Origin of the sequence: Lysobacter sp. Root690 (assembly GCF_001427785.1) — a bacterium.
Lineage (GTDB): Bacteria > Pseudomonadota > Gammaproteobacteria > Xanthomonadales > Xanthomonadaceae > Lysobacter.
In genome coordinates, this window is sequence record NZ_LMHM01000012.1 from 720,192 (window position 1) to 738,375 (window position 18,184).

The 18,184-nt window shown below is 67.7% G+C and carries 15 protein-coding genes; 9 read left to right on the forward strand and 6 right to left on the reverse strand.

Going from position 1 to position 18,184, the window contains the following annotated elements; all coding sequences use genetic code 11:
- Positions 1-83: 83 nt before the first annotated feature.
- The 5 genes from bioC to folE all read left to right on the forward strand — a co-directional run bounded on the left by bioC (position 84) and on the right by folE (position 5,873).
- On the forward strand, positions 84-995 hold the full coding sequence (gene bioC, locus ASD86_RS10990) for a malonyl-ACP O-methyltransferase BioC (RefSeq protein ID WP_056110290.1): 912 nt from the start codon (positions 84-86) through the stop codon (positions 993-995).
- Entirely contained in the window at positions 992-1,984 is a 993-nt protein-coding gene (locus tag ASD86_RS10995; protein ID WP_056110292.1) for a multidrug resistance efflux transporter family protein, read from the forward strand. The genes bioC and ASD86_RS10995 overlap by 4 nt, the downstream gene beginning before the upstream one ends.
- Positions 1,985-2,819: 835 nt before the next feature.
- Positions 2,820-4,508, forward strand: a complete 1,689-nt coding sequence (locus ASD86_RS11000) for a diguanylate cyclase (protein ID WP_056110295.1) — start codon at positions 2,820-2,822, stop codon at positions 4,506-4,508.
- Between the two features lie 158 nt (positions 4,509-4,666).
- Positions 4,667-5,017, forward strand: coding sequence for a hypothetical protein (locus ASD86_RS11005; protein ID WP_056110297.1), 351 nt, complete (start codon positions 4,667-4,669; stop codon positions 5,015-5,017).
- Between the two features lie 262 nt (positions 5,018-5,279).
- The gene (gene folE / locus ASD86_RS11010; protein WP_036105156.1) at positions 5,280-5,873 is read left to right on the forward strand and encodes a GTP cyclohydrolase I FolE; all 594 of its coding nucleotides are present in this window, start codon (positions 5,280-5,282) and stop codon (positions 5,871-5,873) included.
- A gap of 152 nt (positions 5,874-6,025) precedes the next feature.
- Here folE and ASD86_RS11015 read toward each other — a convergent pair whose 3' ends face one another.
- Complete coding sequence (locus ASD86_RS11015; protein ID WP_056110299.1) at positions 6,026-7,558, reverse strand: FAD-dependent oxidoreductase; 1,533 nt, start codon at positions 7,556-7,558, stop codon at positions 6,026-6,028.
- Between the two features lie 301 nt (positions 7,559-7,859).
- Positions 7,860-12,329 (reverse strand): glutamate synthase large subunit, encoded by a 4,470-nt coding sequence (gene gltB / locus ASD86_RS11020; RefSeq protein ID WP_056110302.1) that lies wholly within the window; start codon positions 12,327-12,329, stop codon positions 7,860-7,862.
- Between the two features lie 486 nt (positions 12,330-12,815).
- On the opposite strand from gltB, the gene ASD86_RS11025 reads away from it, so the two are divergent.
- From ASD86_RS11025 to ASD86_RS11035, 3 genes are all read left to right on the forward strand, one after another.
- Positions 12,816-14,087 carry a TCR/Tet family MFS transporter gene (locus ASD86_RS11025; RefSeq protein ID WP_056110304.1) on the forward strand — a complete coding sequence of 424 codons (1,272 nt, stop codon included), beginning with the start codon at positions 12,816-12,818 and terminating at the stop codon, positions 14,085-14,087.
- Positions 14,088-14,173: 86 nt separating this feature from the next.
- Positions 14,174-14,413 (forward strand): hypothetical protein, encoded by a 240-nt coding sequence (locus ASD86_RS11030; RefSeq protein ID WP_056110306.1) that lies wholly within the window; start codon positions 14,174-14,176, stop codon positions 14,411-14,413.
- 73 nt (positions 14,414-14,486) lie between these two features.
- Positions 14,487-15,569: a DNA topoisomerase IB gene (locus ASD86_RS11035; protein ID WP_056110307.1), complete on the forward strand. Its 1,083-nt coding sequence runs from the start codon at positions 14,487-14,489 to the stop codon at positions 15,567-15,569.
- Positions 15,570-15,593: 24 nt separating this feature from the next.
- On the opposite strand, the gene ASD86_RS11040 is transcribed toward ASD86_RS11035, so the two are convergent.
- Together ASD86_RS11040 and ASD86_RS11045 are read right to left on the reverse strand one after the other, a co-directional pair.
- Entirely contained in the window at positions 15,594-16,031 is a 438-nt protein-coding gene (locus ASD86_RS11040) for a barstar family protein (protein WP_056110309.1), read from the reverse strand.
- Positions 16,028-16,495: a ribonuclease domain-containing protein gene (locus ASD86_RS11045; RefSeq protein ID WP_056110312.1), complete on the reverse strand. Its 468-nt coding sequence runs from the start codon at positions 16,493-16,495 to the stop codon at positions 16,028-16,030. The genes ASD86_RS11040 and ASD86_RS11045 overlap by 4 nt, the downstream gene beginning before the upstream one ends.
- A 123-nt stretch (positions 16,496-16,618) precedes the next feature.
- Here ASD86_RS11045 and ASD86_RS11050 point away from each other — a divergent pair, with 123 nt between their 5' ends.
- A complete protein-coding gene (locus ASD86_RS11050) occupies positions 16,619-17,059 on the forward strand; it encodes a hypothetical protein (protein ID WP_157476496.1) in 441 nt (146 codons plus the stop codon).
- A gap of 26 nt (positions 17,060-17,085) precedes the next feature.
- On the opposite strand, the gene ASD86_RS11055 is transcribed toward ASD86_RS11050, so the two are convergent.
- Positions 17,086-17,517 (reverse strand): I78 family peptidase inhibitor, encoded by a 432-nt coding sequence (locus tag ASD86_RS11055; protein WP_162253654.1) that lies wholly within the window; start codon positions 17,515-17,517, stop codon positions 17,086-17,088.
- Between the two features lie 237 nt (positions 17,518-17,754).
- On the reverse strand, positions 17,755-18,060 hold the full coding sequence (locus ASD86_RS11060; protein ID WP_056110317.1) for an I78 family peptidase inhibitor: 306 nt from the start codon (positions 18,058-18,060) through the stop codon (positions 17,755-17,757).
- Positions 18,061-18,184 lie beyond the last annotated feature (124 nt).

Here is an 18,184-nt window from a genome sequence, read left to right on the forward strand (position 1 = left end):
CCACGCTCGCTCGCCGGGCGCTCGCGCAAACCGACCGCTCCATCGCCCCCACCCGTTTACCGCACTGTGCAGTTGAAATCGCCATGACCGATTTGTTCGATCACCGTCAGGTTCGCCGCTCGTTCTCGCGCGCCGCGCACGGCTACGACGGCGCCGCCGCGTTGCAGCGCGAAGTCGGCGCGCGCTTGTCGGAAACCCTGGAATACCTCGACGATCGCGCACCCGAGGTGGTGGTCGACATCGGCTGCGGTCCCGGCCATCTGAGCGCGGCGATGCAGAAGCGCTGGCCGCGCGCGCAGGTGATCGCGCTGGATCTCGCCCTGCCGATGCTGCGCGAAGCGCGCACGCATTTCGGCGACGGCGGCTGGCGCCCGCGCCTGCTCGGCGGCGCGCGCCGGCCCGATCCGGTCTGCGCCGACGCGCGCGCGCTGCCGCTACGCGACAACAGCGTCGATGTGTTGTTTTCGAACCTGTGCCTGCAATGGGTCGAGGATTTGCCCGCGGTATTCGCCGGGTTTCGCCGCGTGTTGAAGCCGGGCGGGTTGCTGCTGGTGTCGACCTTCGGCCCGGACACGCTGTACGAATTGCGTGGCGCCTTCGCCGAGGCCGACGCCGCGCCGCACGTGAGCCTGTTCCCGTCGATCGCCCAGTTCGGCGATGCGCTGATCGCCGCGGGGTTCAAGAATCCGGTGCTCGATCGCGACGAATTCACCCTCGGCCATCCCGACCTGGGGCATCTGATGCGCGAACTGCGCACGCTCGGCGCGACCAATGCGATGAGCACGCGCCGGCGCGCGTTGACCGGGCGCGAGCGTTTCGCCCGCGCCGCGCAGGCGTACGAAGCCCTGCGCGGCGACAACGGCCAGTTGCCGGCGACCTGGGAAGTGATCTACGCGCACGCCTGGGGCCCCGAACCGGGCACGCCGATCCGCGTGGGCGGGGTCGATGAAGTGCAGGTGCCGGTGTCGAGCATCCGGATCAGGCCGCGCTCGTGAGCGATCGCCGCCGCGCGCTGTGGGCGGTGCTGATCGCGCTCGCCGCGGCCTTGTTCTTCACCTGCACCTACGTGCTCAACCGCGCCGCCGCCAACGACGGCGGGCATTGGGCCTGGACCGCGGCGCTGCGCTATCTGTTGACCTTGCCGATGCTGTTGCTGGTGATGCCGCTGCTCGGCGGCGTGCGCCCGGTGTGGCGGGCGATCCGCGCGCATCCCGGGCCGTGGCTGCTGTGGAGCGGGATCGGTTTCGTCCTGTTCTATGTCTGTTTGAGTTATGCCGCATCCAGCGGGCCGGTGTGGCTGATCGCCGCGACCTTCCAGCTCACCGTGATCGCCGGCATGTTGTGCGCGCCGTTGCTGTACCGCGATGCGCGGGCGAAGGTGCCGTGGCCGGCGTTGTTGATCGGCGCGGTAATCGTGGCCGGCGTGTTGCTGCTGCAGTTCGGTCATGGCGGCGGGACGCTCGATCGCACCGGCTGGATCGCGCTGATCTGCGTGGCGGTGTCGGCGGTCGCCTATCCGCTCGGCAACCGTGGGTTGTTGCTGCATATGGAGCAGGTCGGGATCGAGCTCAATGCGACCCAGCGCGTGTTCGGCATGACCCTGGCGAGCCAGCCGCTGTGGTGGGCGCTGGCGGTATATGCCGGGGTCGAGGCTGGGGTGCCGCCGATCGGTCAGGTTGGCCTGGCCGTGGGCGTGGCCTTGAGCGCGGGCGTGATCGCGACGGTGTTGTTTTTCCAGGCCACCGGCATGGTCCGCAACGACCCCACCGCGCTGGCCGCGGCCGAGGCCATGCAGGCGGCCGAGATCCTGTTCGCCACGGTGATCGGCGCGTTGTGGCTGGGCGAAACCTGGCCGCAGGGGCGGGCGCTGGTCGGCGCCTGCGTGGTAATGCTGGGCATCGTGGCCTTCAGCGTGGTCGCCGCGCGCGCGGCGGCGGGGAACGAGCGTCGGGTGAAGGAATTGCGCAGCGATCGGGGTGGGTGAGGCGGGTGGGTGCTCGCGGAATTATTCGTTTATGCGGCTGAGCGGCTGAGCGGCTGAGCGGCTGAGCGGCTGAGCGGCTGAGTCGCTGCGTGGCGCGCGAGTCGGCGCCCACTTTGTAAAAGGGGGCGAGCGCCGGTGCTGATTGGTTGCTGATAGATGATCGGTGCGCGGGGATTCGCTTTTGCAATTGGTGTGGTGATCGGAACGAAAAGCGAATCCCCCCAGCCCCCCTTTTCCAAAGGGGGGAACAGCAACAGCAAAGAGCCTCGACGGCGATGAATGCACGTTCGACATCCCGCTGATGCCGCGCGCGAAAGTCGGCGCCCACTTTGCAAAAGGGGGCGAGCGCCGGTGTCTGTGTGTTGCGCGGAAGTGATCGGTGCGCGGGGGATTCGCTTTTGCGGTTGGCGCGGCGATCGGAGCGAAAAGCGAATCCCCCCAGCCCCCTTTTCCAAAGGGGGGAACAGCAAAAGCCGTGCGCGTCAGGTGGCGGTGAACGCAGGTTGGACATCCCGCCGGTGCCGCGAGCGCAAATCGGCGCCCACTTTGTAAAAGGGGGCGAGCGCCGGTGCTGATTCGTTGCTGATAGATGATCGGTGCGCGGGGGATTCGCTTTTGCGGTCGGCGCGGCGATCGGATCGAAAAGCGAATCCCCCCAGCCCCCCTTTTTCAAAGGAGGGAACAGCAACAGCTTTTCAAGAAGGGCAGCGGGGGCGCGGGACGACTTGGTGCATAGGCCCGATCCACCCGCATCCTGAGCACATCCAAGCCACCCCAAAGCTGCATCGACTCGGGCTAGACTGCGACGCTCACCGATACGAGGGCGGACCGGGGTATGCGTATTGGCCTGTGGGCGCTGTTGATCGCGTTGGCCTGCCTGTGTCTGCCGGCCGCGGCGCAATCGCTGAAGGTCGAGGTGTTGTTGACCGATACCGACCTGCAGGCGCCGCCGGTCGGGGCGCCGGTGATCCGCAGCCTGGTCGCCGAACGGCCCGAGGACGTGATCCGTTTCAGCCTGCCGCGGCGCGACGCCGGGTATTGGCTGCGTCTGACCAGCCAACGCTCGATCGGCGCCCAGGACGGCCAGCTGCTGGTCCTGCGCGGGCCGCGGGCGATGGGGCCGCTGCTGTATTACCCGCCCGGCGCCGGCGCGCGCGAGGTCGAGGACGCCGAGCACGGCGGCGTGCCGCTGATGCGGCGCGGCTGGGTGCTGGCGCTGCCCAACGGCTGGCCGCCGTCGTCGGTCGCCTATCTGCGGATCAAGGGCCGCGCGGCGATGAGCGAGATCCGTCTGTCCTTCGCCAGCATTCCCGAACTCGCCCGCCAGGAGCGCGGCGACGCGCGTTTCATGGCCGCCGCGTTCACCGCGATGATGCTGATGGCGGTGGCCATGGTCGGGGTGTGGGTCGCGTTCCGCGATTTCGTCTACCTCGGTTACGGCGCCTACCTGGGCTGCATGGCGACCTACCTGCTGCTGTTGTCCGGCGACGCCTCGGAAATGTGGGGCCTGGCCAGCCTGGCCAGCGAGCCGGCGGTCGGCTGGGCGCTGGCGACCCTGGCCACCATCTTCCAGATCGGTTTCAGCCTGCGCTTCCTCGACCTGCCGCGGCTGATGCCGCGCACCACCTGGGTGCTGCGCATCATCCAGTGGGCCAACATGGCCTGGTTGCTGGTCCTGCTCGTATTGCGCGAACAGTCTTACGGCTGGTGGTACATCGGCGGCAACGCGCTGTTGCTGCTCGGCGTGCCGCTGATGCTGGTGATCGCGGTCGCGGCTTGGCGCAAGGGCGCGCCGTACGCGGGTTATTACTTGCTGGGCTGGACCCCGATGCTGGTGTTCGCCGCCGCGCTCGCCGCCAATACCCTCGGCCTGCAGGACGCCGAATGGGCCGAGCGCGGCCTGGCCCTGACCGCGGTGCTGGAATCGGCCGTGCTCGCGCTGGCGCTGAGCCAGCATGCCGCCAACCGCCACCGCATCCTGCTGCTGGCGCGGCAGTCGGTGGAGCGCGATCCGTTGACCGGCGCGCTCAACGCCCAGGTGCTCGAACAGATGCTGGAAGCCTGGTCCTCGCCGGGCAGCCTCAACGTCAATACCTACGGCCTGTTGCTGGTCGACCTGGACGGCTTCGGCGAGGTCAACGCGCGCTACGGCCGCGCGGTCGGCGACGCGCTGCTGCAGCAGGCGCTGGCGCGCATGCGCGGGGTGCTGCGTCCGGACGACACCATCGCGCGCATCGACGGCGACTGCTTCGGCATCGTCAGCGAATGCGAGCGGGTCGAATGCGAACTGCTCGCGCGCCGCATCGCCGACACCTTCGCGCAGCGGCCGTTCCGCATCGACAGCCACGAAATCGTCATGAGCGTGAGCATCGGCCTGGCCATGTCGCAGCGTGGCGAGCAGGTGGCGGCATTGTTCGAACGGGTGCGCGTGGCGCTGCGCAGCGCGGCCTCGGCCGGGAGCAATGCGATCAGCGTGGCACAGAACAGCGGTCGCGATGTCGCGGTGATTCTGCATTCCGAGTGACCTACGCGCACAGGCCGCCGTCACGCGGCCGTGACGCTGCTGAGCGAGTCGCCTGCCCAAGCTGAATATCGCCGAATTCGCGGCGAATCTTCACCTGCATTGCATCCCCCTGCGCCTAGCGTGGGGCGCATGGACGTACCCGCCGTATACGGAAGCTGATGCACATCATGACCCAGCACGACGAACAGGGCGTCGGCGCGGAAGTTGCCCGGGCGATCGACCCGGGCGAGTACCGCGAGCATTTCCATCGTGAATTCCGTTTCGCCGCTTACTACAGCGCCGGTCGCGAATGGCCCGACTACGAACCGGCCTATCGCTACGGCTACGAGAGCTTCCTGGAGTGCGGTGACCGGCGTTTTGAGGATGTCGAAGCACAGCTCGCGCGCGGCTGGAGCCGCGCCCGGGCCGCGTCGCGATTGCACTGGACCGAAGCGCGCGACGCGGTGCGCGACGGATGGCACCACATAGAGCGCAACCTGCCGCACGCGCTCGATCGGCCCTTGCGCTGAAAGCATGCGCGCTGGCCAATCTCCCTAGGTCTCTCTCCCCCGGGGAGCTTCTGGTCGCCCTGGTTCATCGGGGCGACCTTTTTTATTTTCGGGATTGGGGATTGGGGATTGGGGATTGGGGATTCGGGATTCGGATTCGCAAGGGCCTGGGGCTTGCGGGGTCGGGCGGCATGGCTGCTGGAACCCGGCGTTGCGGCCCGCGCACTCGGCGCGAACGGCCCGGTGGAGTAGGATGCCGGTCCCACCCGCAAGAGGCCGCGTCATGGCCGACAACGACAACAAGCCCTCACGCGAGCAGGCCGAAGCCGCGGTCCGTGTCCTGCTCAGCTGGGCCGGCGAAGATCCCGACCGCGAGGGCCTGCTCGACACGCCCAAGCGCGTGGTCACCGCCTACGGCGACTGGTTCAGTGGCTACACCGACGATCCGCGCGAATACCTGGCGCGGACGTTCGAGGAGGTCGCCGGCTACGACGAAATGATCGTACTGCGCGACATCGAGTTCGAAAGCCACTGCGAACACCACATGGCCCCGATCATCGGCAAGGCGCATGTGGGCTACCTGCCCAGCGGCAAGGTGGTCGGCATCAGCAAGCTCGCGCGCGTGGTCGAGACCTATGCGCGGCGCTTCCAGGTGCAGGAAAAGATGACCGCGCAGATCGCCCAGTCGATCCAGGACGTGCTGCAGCCGCTCGGCGTGGGCGTGGTGATCGAAGGCGCGCACGAGTGCATGACCACCCGCGGCGTGCACAAGCGCGGCGTGAGCATGATCACCTCGAAGATGCTCGGCATGTTCCGCGACGATGCGCGCACGCGCGCGGAGTTCCTGCGGTTTATCGACGTGGGGCCGGGGCGCTGAGTCAGCGCGCCTGATCCACTCCCTCTCCCGTGAAACGGGAGAGGGCTGGGGTGAGGGCACGCGGAGCTGCAGATCGCGCCGTCTCTTCCGGTTCGCGCGCCCCTCATCCGCCCTTCGGGCACCTTCTCCCGCTAGCGGGAGAAGGGAAAGCTCTAGCCGACCTTCGCCAACGGCGAATTGTCCCGCGCCGCCACCGGCGCTCGCTCGCTCAACAACGCCACGATCCCCGCCGCCGCCTCGCGTCCTTCGAACGCCGCGGTCACCACCAGATCCGCGCCGCGCACCGCATCGCCGCCGGCGAACACCTTCGGATTGGTGGTCTGGTACGGCAAACCCGCCGCCGCCTTGCGCTTGGTCGCGCAGTTGCCCGAGGTCGCCAGCACCCTGATCCGGCCGTTGTCGGCCAGTTCGATGCCTTGCTGCGCCAGCCACGCCGGCGGATCGGGCTGGAAGCCGAACGCGATGATCACCACGTCGGCGTCGAGCACCGATTCGCTGCCCTCGATCGCCTCGGCGCGCTGACGGCCGCGCGCGTCCGGCGGACCCAGACGGGTTTCGGCGACGCGCACCGCGTTGACCGTGGTGCCGTCGCCGAGCAGTTGCAGCGGCTGCCGGTTGAACAGGAACTCCACGCCTTCCTCGCGCGCATTGGCGACTTCGCGCGCCGAGCCGGGCATGTTGGCCTCGTCACGGCGGTACACGCAGCGCACCTGCGCCGCGCCCATGCGCACCGCGCTGCGCACGCAGTCCATGCCGGTGTCGCCGCCGCCGAGCACGACCACGCGCTTGCCGCGCAGGTCGGGCAGTTCGAGCTGATCCTCCCAACCGGCGATCGGCGCCGAGCGCAGGCTGTCGCCGTCGCCTTGCACGACGCGGCCGTTCTGCACCAAGAAGGGCAGCGCAGGCAGTACGTTGCGCAAGTCCTGTCCGGGCAATCCGCCGTCGGTGTAGCGATAAGAACCCAATCCCAAAAACACCGCATCGAATTCGGTGGTCAGCGCATCCAGGCTGATATCGCGCCCGATCTCGACCCCGAGCCGGAACTGCACGCCCATGCCTTCGAGCACTTCGCGGCGCTTGACCATCACCGACTTCTCCAGCTTGAAGCTGGGAATGCCGAAATGCAGCAGGCCGCCGATCGCTTCGTAACGATCGAACACCACCGCCTGGATGCCGGCGCGCGCGAGTCGATCCGCGCACGACAACCCGGCCGGGCCGGCGCCGACGATCGCGACGCGATGGCCGGTGGCCTTCACCGTCGACAGATCCGGACGCCAGCCGTCGGCGAGCGCGTTGTCGACGATGTACTTCTCGACCGCGCCGATGGTGACCGCGCCGAAGCCGTCGTTGAGCGTGCAGCTGCCTTCGCACAGACGATCCTGCGGGCAGACCCGGCCGCAGACTTCGGGCAGCGGATTGGTTTCGTGGCACAAGGACGCGGCTTCGTGCAGGCGGCCTTCGCGCGCCAGTTCCAGCCACTGCGGAATGTAGTTGTGCAGCGGGCAGGCCCAGCCGCAATAGGGATTGCCGCAATCCAGGCAGCGGCCGGCCTGCTTCTTGGCTTCGACTTCGGCGAAGCGGCCGTACAGTTCGCCCCAGTCGCCGTTGAGGCGCAGTTGCAGCGGGATGCGCGAGGGCATTTCGCGCGGGGCGTCGCGGAATTGGAAGACTTGCTTCTTGGTCATTGCGGCGTGCCTGGTTGGCGTTGTCGACAGAAGGCGGTCGCGCTAGAAGCAACAGCCAAAGCAAATCCCCCCTGGCCCCCCTTTTTCAAAGGGGGGAACCCGATCGGTTTTTTTGATCGGGTGTGGATGTGTTCGCTTGGGTGCTCGAATCGCGAAATACCAGCCATCGTCATTACCTTCCTGTTTACCGCGCTACGCAGTGCCTTTGCGCTTGCCTTTGCTTTTGTCGTTGCTGTTCCCCCCTTTGCAAAAGGGGGGCAGGGGGGATTCGCTTTTTCCCCAAGACGCGTCGCCGTATCCATCACGCCGCACTCCTCAACGTCTCAGCCAACGACTCCAGACTCGCCGCCTTGGGCTTCACCAGCCAGAACTTGCCCAGGTAATCGCGCATCTCATCGAGGATCCGCCGCGCCCACACGCTGCCGGTCAAGGCCACATGCGTCTCCAGCAGATCGTGCAGATGCGAGCGGTGATGCTCGAAGCCATCGGCCGAGATGCGCAGGATGTCGATCAACTCATGGTTGTAGCGATCGACGAAATCGCGCTCGGTATCGAGCACATACGCCATGCCGCCGGTAAAGCCCGCGCCGAAATTCAGGCCGGTCCGGCCCAGCACCGCGACCACGCCGCCGGTCATGTACTCGCAGCAGTGATCGCCGGCGCCCTCGACCACCGCGGTCGCGCCGGAGTTGCGCACGCCGAAGCGCTCGCCGGCGCGGCCGGCCGCGTACAGCTCGCCGCCGGTGGCGCCGTACAGACAGGTGTTGCCGAGGATCGGCGTCTCGTTGGCGACATAGCGCGCGCCGGCCGGCGGACGCAGCACGATTCGGCCGCCCGCCATGCCCTTGCCGACGTAGTCGTTGGCTTCGCCCGACAGTTCGAACTGCAAGCCGCCGGCCTGGAACGCACCGAAACTCTGGCCGGCGGTGCCGCTGAAGCGCAGGGTGATCGGCGCATCGCTCATGCCGCGATCGCCGTGCGCGCGCGCGATGCGTCCGGACAGGCGCGCGCCGATGCTGCGGTCGGTGTTGCGGATCTTGTAGCTGTAGTCGCCGCCGGCCTTGTTCGCGATCGCCTCGGCCAGTTCTGCTTCGAGCTGCGCCGACAGACCGTCGGGCTCGGCCGCCGGCGCCGGCATGCCGCAATGGCCGCCGTGGGCGAGGCCGGAACCGGCCAGCAGTGGCGACAGATCCAGACGCTGCTGACGCGCGCTGTCGCCCTCGCTTTGCTTGAGCAGATCGGTGCGGCCGACGATTTCGCCAAGCGTGCGCACACCGAGCGAGGCCAGCCAATGCCGCACTTCCTCGGCGAGCAGGCGGAAGAAATTCTCCACGCGCTCGGGCAGGCCGGTGAAATGCTCGCGGCGCAGGCCGGCATCCTGGGTGGCCACGCCGGTCGCGCAGTTGTTGAGATGGCAGATGCGCAGGTACTTGCAGCCCAGCGCGATCATCGGCGCGGTGCCGAAGCCGAAACTCTCCGCGCCGAGCAGCGCGGCCTTGATCACGTCCAGGCCGCTCTTGAGGCCGCCGTCGGTCTGCAGAATCACCCGCTCGCGCAGATCGTTGGCGATCAAGGCCTGACGCGCTTCGGCCAGGCCCAGTTCCCACGGCGTGCCGGCGTAACGGATCGACGACAGCGGGCTCGCGCCGGTGCCGCCGTCATGGCCGGACACGGTAACGAGATCGGCGCCGGCTTTCGCGACACCAGTGGCGATGGTGCCCACGCCCGCGTGCGACACCAGCTTGACCGAGATCAATGCCTGTGGATTGACCTGGCGCAGGTCGTGAATCAACTGCGCCAGATCCTCGATCGAATAAATGTCGTGATGCGGAGGCGGCGAAATCAGGCCGATGCCGGGCATCGCATAACGCAGGCGCGCGATCAGTTCGTTGACCTTGTGCCCGGGCAACTGACCGCCTTCGCCGGGCTTGGCGCCCTGGGCGATCTTGATCTGCAGCACTTCGGCGTTGACCAAGTACTCCGGCGTCACGCCGAACCGGCCCGAGGCGATCTGCTTGATCTTCGACACCTTGTCGGTGCGATAGCGCGCCGGATCTTCGCCGCCTTCGCCCGAATTCGAGCGTCCGCCGAGGCGATTCATCGCTATAGCCAGCGCTTCGTGCGCTTCGGGCGACAAGGCGCCCAGGCTCATCGCCGCCGAGTCGAAGCGGCGCACGATGTCGGCGATCGGCTCGACCTGATCGAGCGGAATCGCCTTGGCCGGATCGGCGTTGAGTTCGAGCAGATCGCGCAGCGCCGCGGTCGGGCGTTCGTTGACCGCTTCGGCGTAATGCTGCCAATCCTCCCATTCGCCGCTGCCGACCGCGCGTTGCAGGCGCGTGACCACATCGGGATTGAACAGATGGTATTCGCCGCCCGGCGTGTACTTGAGCAGGCCGCCGATTTCTGGCAGACGGTTCGCGTCCCAGCCGATGTCGGCCAGGGTCTGGTTGTCTTCCTGCAACAATTCGAAACCCGCGCCGCTGATACGCGACGCCGCGCCGGTGAAGCACAGATCGACAACTTCCTTGTCCAGGCCGATGATCTCGAACAACTGCGCGCCGCGATAACTGCCGATGGTCGCGATGCCCATCTTCGAAATGATCTTGAGCAGGCCCTTCTTGATCGCGCGCCGGTAGCTGCGGCCGATCTGTGCGACCTCGCCGTGCTTGGTGCGCAGAATGCCGCGCGCGCCCAGGTCGTGCAGGGTCTGATAGGCGAGGTACGGATACACCGCGGTCGCGCCGAAACCGATCAGGCAGGCGAAGTGGTGCGGATCGCGCGCGGTGCCGGTTTCGATGATGAGATTGGCCTCGCAGCGCAGGCCGACCTTGCTCAGATGCTGATGGATCGCGCCGGTCGCGAGCAGCGCATGCATCATCAGCGCGTCGCGGCGCGGGCGCCGGTCGGTGACGATCAGCAGCACGATGCCGTCGCGGGTGGCTTCCTCGGCTTCCAGGCACAGGCGCACGATCGCGGCCTTGAGCCCTTCCTCGGCGGTGTAGTTCAAGTCGATATAACGATGCGACTGATCGTAAGGCGCCATCGACAGCAACTGACGCAGCTTGCGTTGCGCGAGCACCGGCGAGTTGAGATGGATATGGCCGACATTGTTCGGCCCGTCGACGAACACGTTGCCCTCGCGCCCGATCTGGGTCGCCAGCGACATCACGCAGTCCTCGCGCAACGGATCCATCGGCGGGTTGGTGACCTGGGCGAAGGCCTGGCGGAAGTGGTCGTACAGCGGACGCACCTGTTGCGACAGCACCGCCATCGGCACGTCGTCGCCCATCGAGCCGGTGGCTTCCTGTTCGATCTCGGCCAGCGGGCGCAGCACTTGTTCGCGTTCTTCGCGGGTCAGTTGGAATAGTTTCTGGAAACCGGCGAGGGTTTCCGGATCGAACGGCTCGGCGGCGAGGTTCGGATCGATCAGCTCGCTGTGCAGGTAAGTCATGCCCTGCTTGAGCCAGCGCTTGTACGGCGCGCGCGCGCGGTTGATGCGATCGATCGCGTCGGAGTCGAGCAATTCACCTTGATACAAGTCGGCGGCGATCATCTCGCCCGGGCCGAGCTTGCCCTTGGCTTCGATCTCCTCGACCGGCAGTTCCCACACCCCGGCTTCCGAAGCGATCAGGAAGTGGCGGTCGCGCGAACGCAGCCAGCGCGCCGGGCGCAGGCCGTTGCGGTCCAAGGTGCAGGCGGCGTAGCGGCCGTCGCAGGTGACGATGCCGGCCGGGCCGTCCCACGGGTCGGTGTTGAGCGCGTAGTACTCGTAGAACGCGGCGAGGTCGGCGTCCTTGTATTCCAGCGATTGGGTCGCCGGCGGGATCAGGATGCGCATCGCCTTGAGCAGGTCCATGCCGCCGGCCTGCAGCACTTCGAGCATGTTGTCGAGGCTTTGCGAATCCGAGCCGTCGGTGCTGACGACTTGATCGAACTCGCGCAGGTCCAGGGTCGGCGTGCGCCAAGCGTGCGCGCGCACCTGCGCCCAGGCGCGGTTGCCGGCGATGGTGTTGATCTCGCCGTTGTGGGCGAGCAGGCGGAACGGCTGCGCCAGCGGCCAGCGCGGCGTGGTGTTGGTGGAGAAGCGCTGGTGGAACACGACCGCGCTCGCGGCCAGTTCGGCGCGCTGCAGGTCCGGGTACAACTGCATCAGCCGATCCGGCAGCACCATGCCCTTGTAGCCGATGCTGGCCGAGGACAGGCTGACCACGTAGAAATCTTTAATCGAATGCAGGCGCTGTTCGGCGCGGCGGCGCGCCAGGAACAAGGAGCGCTGGAAGCCGGCCGGATCGAACGGCGCGGCCGCGTCGACGAAGATCTGTTCGATGCGCGGCATGGTCTTGCGCGCCAGATCGCCGCAGGCGTCGAGATTGACCGGCACCACGCGCCAGCCGGTCACCCGCATGCCCTCGGCGCGCAGGGTTTCGTTGAGGGTGTCGCGGGCGATCGTGGCCTGCTCGGGATCGTGCGGCAGGAACACCAGGCCGGCGGCGAAATGCGGGCCGGGCCGGATGTTGGCTTCGCGCGCGATCAGGCGCAAGAACGCATCGGGCTGGCGAATCAGCAGGCCGCACCCGTCGCCGCTGAGCCCGTCGGCGGCGACGCCGCCGCGATGGGTCATGCGCGACAGCGCCTCCAGGGCGCGGTCGACCAGGGCGCGGCTGGGGCGATCGTCGAGTTGCGCGATCAGCCCGAAACCGCAGGCGTCCCGCTCGTCGCGGGGGTCGTAGAGGCCCTGTTGACTGGGGCTTTGTTGCTTGGCTTGCATCGCATCTCCGGGACCGTGGGTGTTCCGTGGATCGCTAGCTCGCTACCGCTACGCATTGGGTTGTGGGGTGCCGATGGTCTAGTGCCGAATTCCTGATGGGTTCCCAATGCGAAGTCTTCGCGATGTCGCTGTGTCGTTCAGCGCAAGGCCGTGAGGCCCGCACGCAGGGCGCATCCGCCAATGGCAAGGGAGACGATCCCGTACCGACGGCCTTGAAACCGAGCGTGCTCCGAATAAATCACAAATTGTGCGATGCGGCAATTCACTCCCGGACGCGGGAATTGCGATCCCGGCACGGGCCCGGTTTTGTGAGCGCGCGCGCTCACAGCGGTTTTTCCAAGTCGATGATCGCAATGGAAAAATCACCGGCCCGCGAGACAATTGGTAACGCGCGAAACCATCTGCGCATGACAATCGTCCCTGCCGGTTGCGCGACCGCGCGCTAGACTGCGCCGACTGTTATCCCCTCAGGCGGCCGCCTACCCCATGACCACGTCTTCCGCTCCCGCCCCGGGCGCGCGTCGAGCTGCGCTCGTCTTCATTTTCATCACCGTGCTGATCGACGTGCTGTCGTTCGGCCTGATCATTCCGGTGCTGCCGCATCTGATCGAGCGCTTCGTCGACGGCGACACCGCGCGCGCGGCCTATTGGGTCGGGCTGTTCGGCACCGTGTTCGCGCTGATCCAGTTCGTGTTCTCGCCGATCCAGGGCAGCCTGTCGGACCGCTTCGGCCGGCGTCCGGTGATCCTGCTGTCGTGCCTGGGTCTGGGCCTGGACTTCGTGCTGATGGCGGTGGTCGACACCCTGCCGCTGCTGCTGATCGGCCGGATCATCTCCGGCATCACCGCGGCCAGCTTCACCACCGCCAACGCTTACATCGCCGACATCACCCCGCCCGAGCAGCGCGCCAAGAGCTTCGGCATGATCGGCGCGGCGTTCGGCGTGGGCTTCGTGGTCGGGCCGCTGATCGGCGCCTACCTGGGCGAAGTCGATCTGCGTCTGCCGTTCTGGTTCGCCGCCGGATTGGCGCTGCTGAACTTCTTCTACGGGTTGTTCGTGCTGCCCGAATCGCTGCCGAAGGAAAAGCGCACCGCGCGCTTCGACTGGGCCCACGCCAATCCGTTCGGCTCGCTGATGCTGCTCAAGCGCTACCCGCAGGTGTTCGGCCTGGCCGCGGTGGTGTTCATCGCCAACATGGCGCATTACGTGTATCCGAGCATCTTCGTGCTGTTCGCCGACTACCAGTACCACTGGGGCCTGCGCGAAGTCGGCTGGGTGCTGCTGGTGGTGGGCGTGTGCAACATCATCGTCAACGTCGGCCTGATCGGGAGGGTGGTGGCCAAGCTCGGCGAACGCCGCACCTTGCTGCTCGGCCTGGCCTGCGGCGTGGTCGGCTTCGTCATCTATGGGCTGGCCGATGTCGGCACGATCTTCCTGATCGGCCTGCCGATCAGCGCGCTGTGGGCGATGGCCGCGCCGGCGACCCAGGCGCTGGTCACTCGCCAGGTCGGTCCGAGCGAGCAAGGCCGAATTCAGGGCGCATTGATGAGCCTGATCTCGCTGGCCGGCGTGCTCGGTCCGGCGCTGTTCGCCGGCAGCTTCGGTTATTTCATCGGCAAGACTTCGCCGATCCATCTGCCGGGCGCGGCGTGGTTCATCGCCGCGATCCTGCTGTGCATCGGTTTGCTGATCGCGTGGCGTTACGCGCGCGTGCCGGCGACGGCGCCCGCGGCGGTGGAAGCCGAAGCGGCGGCCTGAACCGCGCCGGTCCCCACCTGACCGATGGCACAGGTAGGCGCCGCGCGCGGCCGGCAAGGTCGCGGGTACTGATAGGGAGAGTCCTCATGCGTGCTTTGATCGTTCCCACCGTGGTCGGCCTTGCCGTGGCGCTGAGCGCCTGCGGCGGCGTCGAGTACCGCGACACCAACGCCGCGGTCGATGCGCGGCCCGAATGCGCCAGCGGCCCGACCCGTCCGGGCGAAACCCCGCCGGCCTGGTGCGAGCGCAAGACCGAGGCCAAGTGGAACAGCGACAGCAAGGGCGAAAAGGTCGACTTCAAGAAGAAGGACGACGCGCCACGCTGAACCGTTAGGGTTCGGCGGCGAACAATCCGCATCCTTGTCGCGACCTTGACGCGGCGGCCCGTATTGCTGGGCCATGAGCGAATCCAAATCGTCAGGAGCGTTGCCCGCGGTCGCCAACCGCCGCGCCGCGCGCGCGGCCGGCCTGCGGTATGTCAACGATGGCGAGCCGGGGATCGCGCGGCGTCGCGCCGGTCGCGGTTTCGCCTATCGCGATCCGCGCGGCCGGGCGGTGAGCGTGGCGAAAACCCTCGAACGCATCCGCGCGCTGGCGATCCCGCCGGCCTACACCGAAGTGTGGATCTGCACCGACGCGCGCGGCCACCTGCAGGCGACCGGCCGCGATGCGCGCGGACGCAAGCAATACCGTTATCACCCGCAATGGCGGCAGACCCGCGACGAAGGCAAGTTCGAACGCGTGATCGCTTTCGGCCGCGCCTTGCCGGGGTTGCGGCGCAAAGTGCGGCGCGATCTCAAGCTGCCGGGATTCCCGCGCGACAAGGTGCTGGCGATCGTGGTCGCGGTGATGGCCGAAACCCTGTTGCGCGTGGGCAATCACGAATACGCGCGCAGCAACCGCTCGTTCGGGCTGACTACGTTGCGCAATCGGCATGTCGATTTCCTGCGCGGCGGTCGTGCGCGGTTCCGTTTCCGCGGCAAGGGCGGGCTGGCGCTGGAGGTCGAACTCGACAACGCCAAGCTGGTCGAGCAGGTGCGTCGTTGCCAGCAATTGCCCGGGCAGGCGCTGTTTCAGTACCGCGACGACGACGGCCGCCTGCAACCGGTGGATTCCGGCGCGGTCAACGCTTATCTGCACGAGGCCATGGGCGCGGACTTCACCGCCAAGGATTTCCGCACCTGGGGCGGCACCCTGGCCGCGTTCCGGCGTCTGGCCGCCGTGCCGTTGCCGGAGCCGTCGCGCACCGGTAAGCCGAGTGAGCGCGCGTTGCTGCTCGCGCAGAACGCGGTCATCGGCGAAGTCGCGCAGGCGCTGCGCAACACGCCCAGCGTCTGCCGCAAGGCCTATATCGATCCGGCGGTGTTCAGCGGTTGGCGCGAAGGCCGTCTGTCGCGCTACGCCGACGGCGCGCGCAGCGAGTTGCAGTGGGAAAGCGCGGCGTTGCGGTTTCTCAAGCAGGCGCGCAAGCACGCCGGTTGAGCGCGCGCGTGGCGAGTACCGCGATCACGGCGCCATCTGCGCCAGCTCAGCCTGCGGCAGCGGCAGCAGCGCCCAGAACGCGGTGCGCGATTTCGCCCAGTCCTGGGCGGCGTCGTTGAGGATTTCGATCAGGGTCGCGGCATCGTCGCTGTGTTGCGCCTGCCACGGGCCGGCGTGTTCGATCAGCAGCACATAACCCGGCGCCGGCCACCACGACAGGTCGTTGACGCTGTCGTTGAGCGCATCCCAGTTGCCGCCGAACCAGTCGGGAAAACGCAGCGCGCGCGCGATGCGTTCGAGCGCGTCGTCCTTGCCCGCGCAACCGGTGAAATCCACCCGCGCCAGCGCGAACTCCAGTTCGGTCGCGGCATCGGCCAGCGCGCGCGCGTCGCGCGCATCGATGAAGTAGGCGCCGGCCTGGGCCGGATCGGCCAGCAGTTCGCGCGGATCGATGGCGCTCATCGCGACTTTCCTTCGGCGGCGACGTCGAAACGCCGGAAGCTGCGGTAGTGATCGTCGCTGTAGAAATACTCGCGCGGCGGATCGCCGCCGGTGACGATGCGGCGCGCGCCGCGATCGTCCGAGCCGGGCGTCTCCACCGTGTACTCGCGGTAGTAACCGCGCGGCTGTTTCGGCAGGCGGTTTTCGCGGTTCTGGAAGGTGCCGCCATCCTGGCGATGGTCGAACGGGCCGCCGTCGGCGATGCGGCGCAGGACGTCGTGGGCTTCGCGCGGCAGGAAGGCGGGGTAGGCGTCGCTGTGCGTGCGCGCAGCGGCCGGTCCGTCGCGACCGATCGCCGCGGTCCGCGGGTCATGCTGCGCGCTATCCGGGGACGACACGCTGGCCGGCGCGCGGCTCGGCTGCTGGGTCCAGGCCCATACGCCGATCATCAGGACGGCGGCGATCAGCCAAAGGTTGCGGCGCATGACTATGATCCTTGCAGACGGCCGGTGCAGTTTAGGGCAGGCCGGCGGTTCGCGTGTCGATGGCGGGCTGGCCGCCGACCCCGGACGCTAGGCCCCGGCTTTGGCGGCTCAAGGATCGTGCGTATGAAAAGACTGCTTTTGGCCGCGGTGCTGCTGTCTTCGGCCTGCCAGACGATGACGCCGCGCGAGGACCTGAGCTCCGCGGTGACGCTGGAGGTTCAAGCCCGTGACGCCGGCACCGGCGCATTCACCTTGATGCTGCGCAACCGTTCGACCCGGGACGTGTACTTCCTGCATTACCTGCTTGAGTTCTCGAACGATCCGCAGCCCCATCACGGCCCGCGTCCGGACTACGCGATGGACGATCCGCAGGTGGTGATCTCGTTTCACGACCGGCTGCTCAAGCGCGGCGAATCGTTCCGGATCGACAGCAGCTACGGTAATGGCGAGGCCGCCGACAAGCCGCGAACCTTCGTCGGCGTCCACGCCTGCTGGAGCGACTCGCACCGGGAGTGCGAGCGCTACACGATGCTGTGGTCGGACAAGCCGATCAATGCGGATTGATCGGCGTCGCCGTTCGTACTCGCCGCTCAGCCGCAACCCACATCGACGATCACGTTGTTCGCGTCGACATGCACGTTGACCCGACCGTCCATGTATTCCTTGGTGATCGCCTGGCCGGGCTTGAGCACGCGCACGGTGTGGCCGCCGGCCTGGGTGCGCGCGCGTTCGACCGTGGCGGTGTCGGCGGTCTTGCCGACCAGCGCGGCCTTGGCCGCTTCGGCGTTGCAGGTGCGCGGCGCGGGCATGGGATGCGGTTCGCCCACCGCAATGGGTTTAACCGCGGCGCCCTGGTCGTCGGAACTGGGCGCCGAGCTGGACATTTCGTCGGCGGCGCGTGGGCCGGCGCAGGCGGCCATCGCCAGGGGCAGGGTCGCGGCCAGTACCGCGCCCGACAGCATGCGGGCGGCGGGCAGGTTACGAAGGCGCAGCGGGAATAGCGGGCCGATCCGGTTCGACATGGCGATCTCCTGGGCGACGCCGCGCATGGCGGAATGCCTGCGCGGCACGATGGGGCGAGCCTGCACGGGGGTGGCTGTGTCCAGGGTTAACGCGAAAACCCGATCGCGCGATCCGCGACCTCGTTCACAGCGCGTGCGGGGTTATACGCAACGAGCTGATGCAAACGGCGGCGATACGTGGGCGAAACGCACCGATTCGGATCGGTGCGTTCGCGTATGCATTCGAACGAGCGGAAATCAGCCGCAACGCAGGCCGGTGATCGCGCCGCGTTCGTTGACGTCGATGTTCAGACGGTCCTGCTGGAAGTCCATCGTCGCGGCCATGCCGGGCTTGAGCACGCGCACCGAGCGGCTGCCGGTTTCGGCGCGGGCGCGCTCGATCGTGGCTTCGTCGGGGGCGCGGCCGATCGCCCAGCGCGCGGCTTCGGCGTTGCAGCTGGCCGGGCTGACGTTGGTCGGCGGAATCGGCGTCGCGCACGCGGCCAGGGCGAGGCTCAGCGCGGCGATCGGAAGGGCGGTGCGAAGGACGGTGTTCGGGGACATGGCGATGCTCCTGACGGCTCGGCGGATCGGTGCCGCGAGCCTGCGGGCGGCGGCGTGTGCGGCGCATGAAGGCCGGGGCGCGCAGTGTAACGGGGCGATGCGACACGGCGATGGACGCGAATTG

Excerpts from the sequence above, each read along its gene's own strand:
- ASD86_RS11055 (WP_162253654.1), bottom strand. The coding sequence starts at position 17,517 with ATGTCGAACCGGATCGGCCCGCTATTCCCGCTGCGCCTTCGTAACCTG.
- ASD86_RS11050 (WP_157476496.1), top strand. The coding sequence starts at position 16,619 with ATGAAAAGACTGCTTTTGGCCGCGGTGCTGCTGTCTTCGGCCTGCCAG.
- gltB (WP_056110302.1), bottom strand. The coding sequence starts at position 12,329 with ATGCAAGCCAAGCAACAAAGCCCCAGTCAACAGGGCCTCTACGACCCC.
- ASD86_RS11015 (WP_056110299.1), bottom strand. The coding sequence starts at position 7,558 with ATGACCAAGAAGCAAGTCTTCCAATTCCGCGACGCCCCGCGCGAAATG.
- ASD86_RS11025 (WP_056110304.1), top strand. The coding sequence starts at position 12,816 with ATGACCACGTCTTCCGCTCCCGCCCCGGGCGCGCGTCGAGCTGCGCTC.
- ASD86_RS11005 (WP_056110297.1), top strand. The coding sequence starts at position 4,667 with ATGCACATCATGACCCAGCACGACGAACAGGGCGTCGGCGCGGAAGTT.
- ASD86_RS11030 (WP_056110306.1), top strand. The coding sequence starts at position 14,174 with ATGCGTGCTTTGATCGTTCCCACCGTGGTCGGCCTTGCCGTGGCGCTG.
- ASD86_RS11040 (WP_056110309.1), bottom strand. The coding sequence starts at position 16,031 with ATGAGCGCCATCGATCCGCGCGAACTGCTGGCCGATCCGGCCCAGGCC.
- ASD86_RS11060 (WP_056110317.1), bottom strand. The coding sequence starts at position 18,060 with ATGTCCCCGAACACCGTCCTTCGCACCGCCCTTCCGATCGCCGCGCTG.
- ASD86_RS11035 (WP_056110307.1), top strand. The coding sequence starts at position 14,487 with ATGAGCGAATCCAAATCGTCAGGAGCGTTGCCCGCGGTCGCCAACCGC.
- ASD86_RS11000 (WP_056110295.1), top strand. The coding sequence starts at position 2,820 with ATGCGTATTGGCCTGTGGGCGCTGTTGATCGCGTTGGCCTGCCTGTGT.
- bioC (WP_056110290.1), top strand. The coding sequence starts at position 84 with ATGACCGATTTGTTCGATCACCGTCAGGTTCGCCGCTCGTTCTCGCGC.
- ASD86_RS11045 (WP_056110312.1), bottom strand. The coding sequence starts at position 16,495 with ATGCGCCGCAACCTTTGGCTGATCGCCGCCGTCCTGATGATCGGCGTA.
- folE (WP_036105156.1), top strand. The coding sequence starts at position 5,280 with ATGGCCGACAACGACAACAAGCCCTCACGCGAGCAGGCCGAAGCCGCG.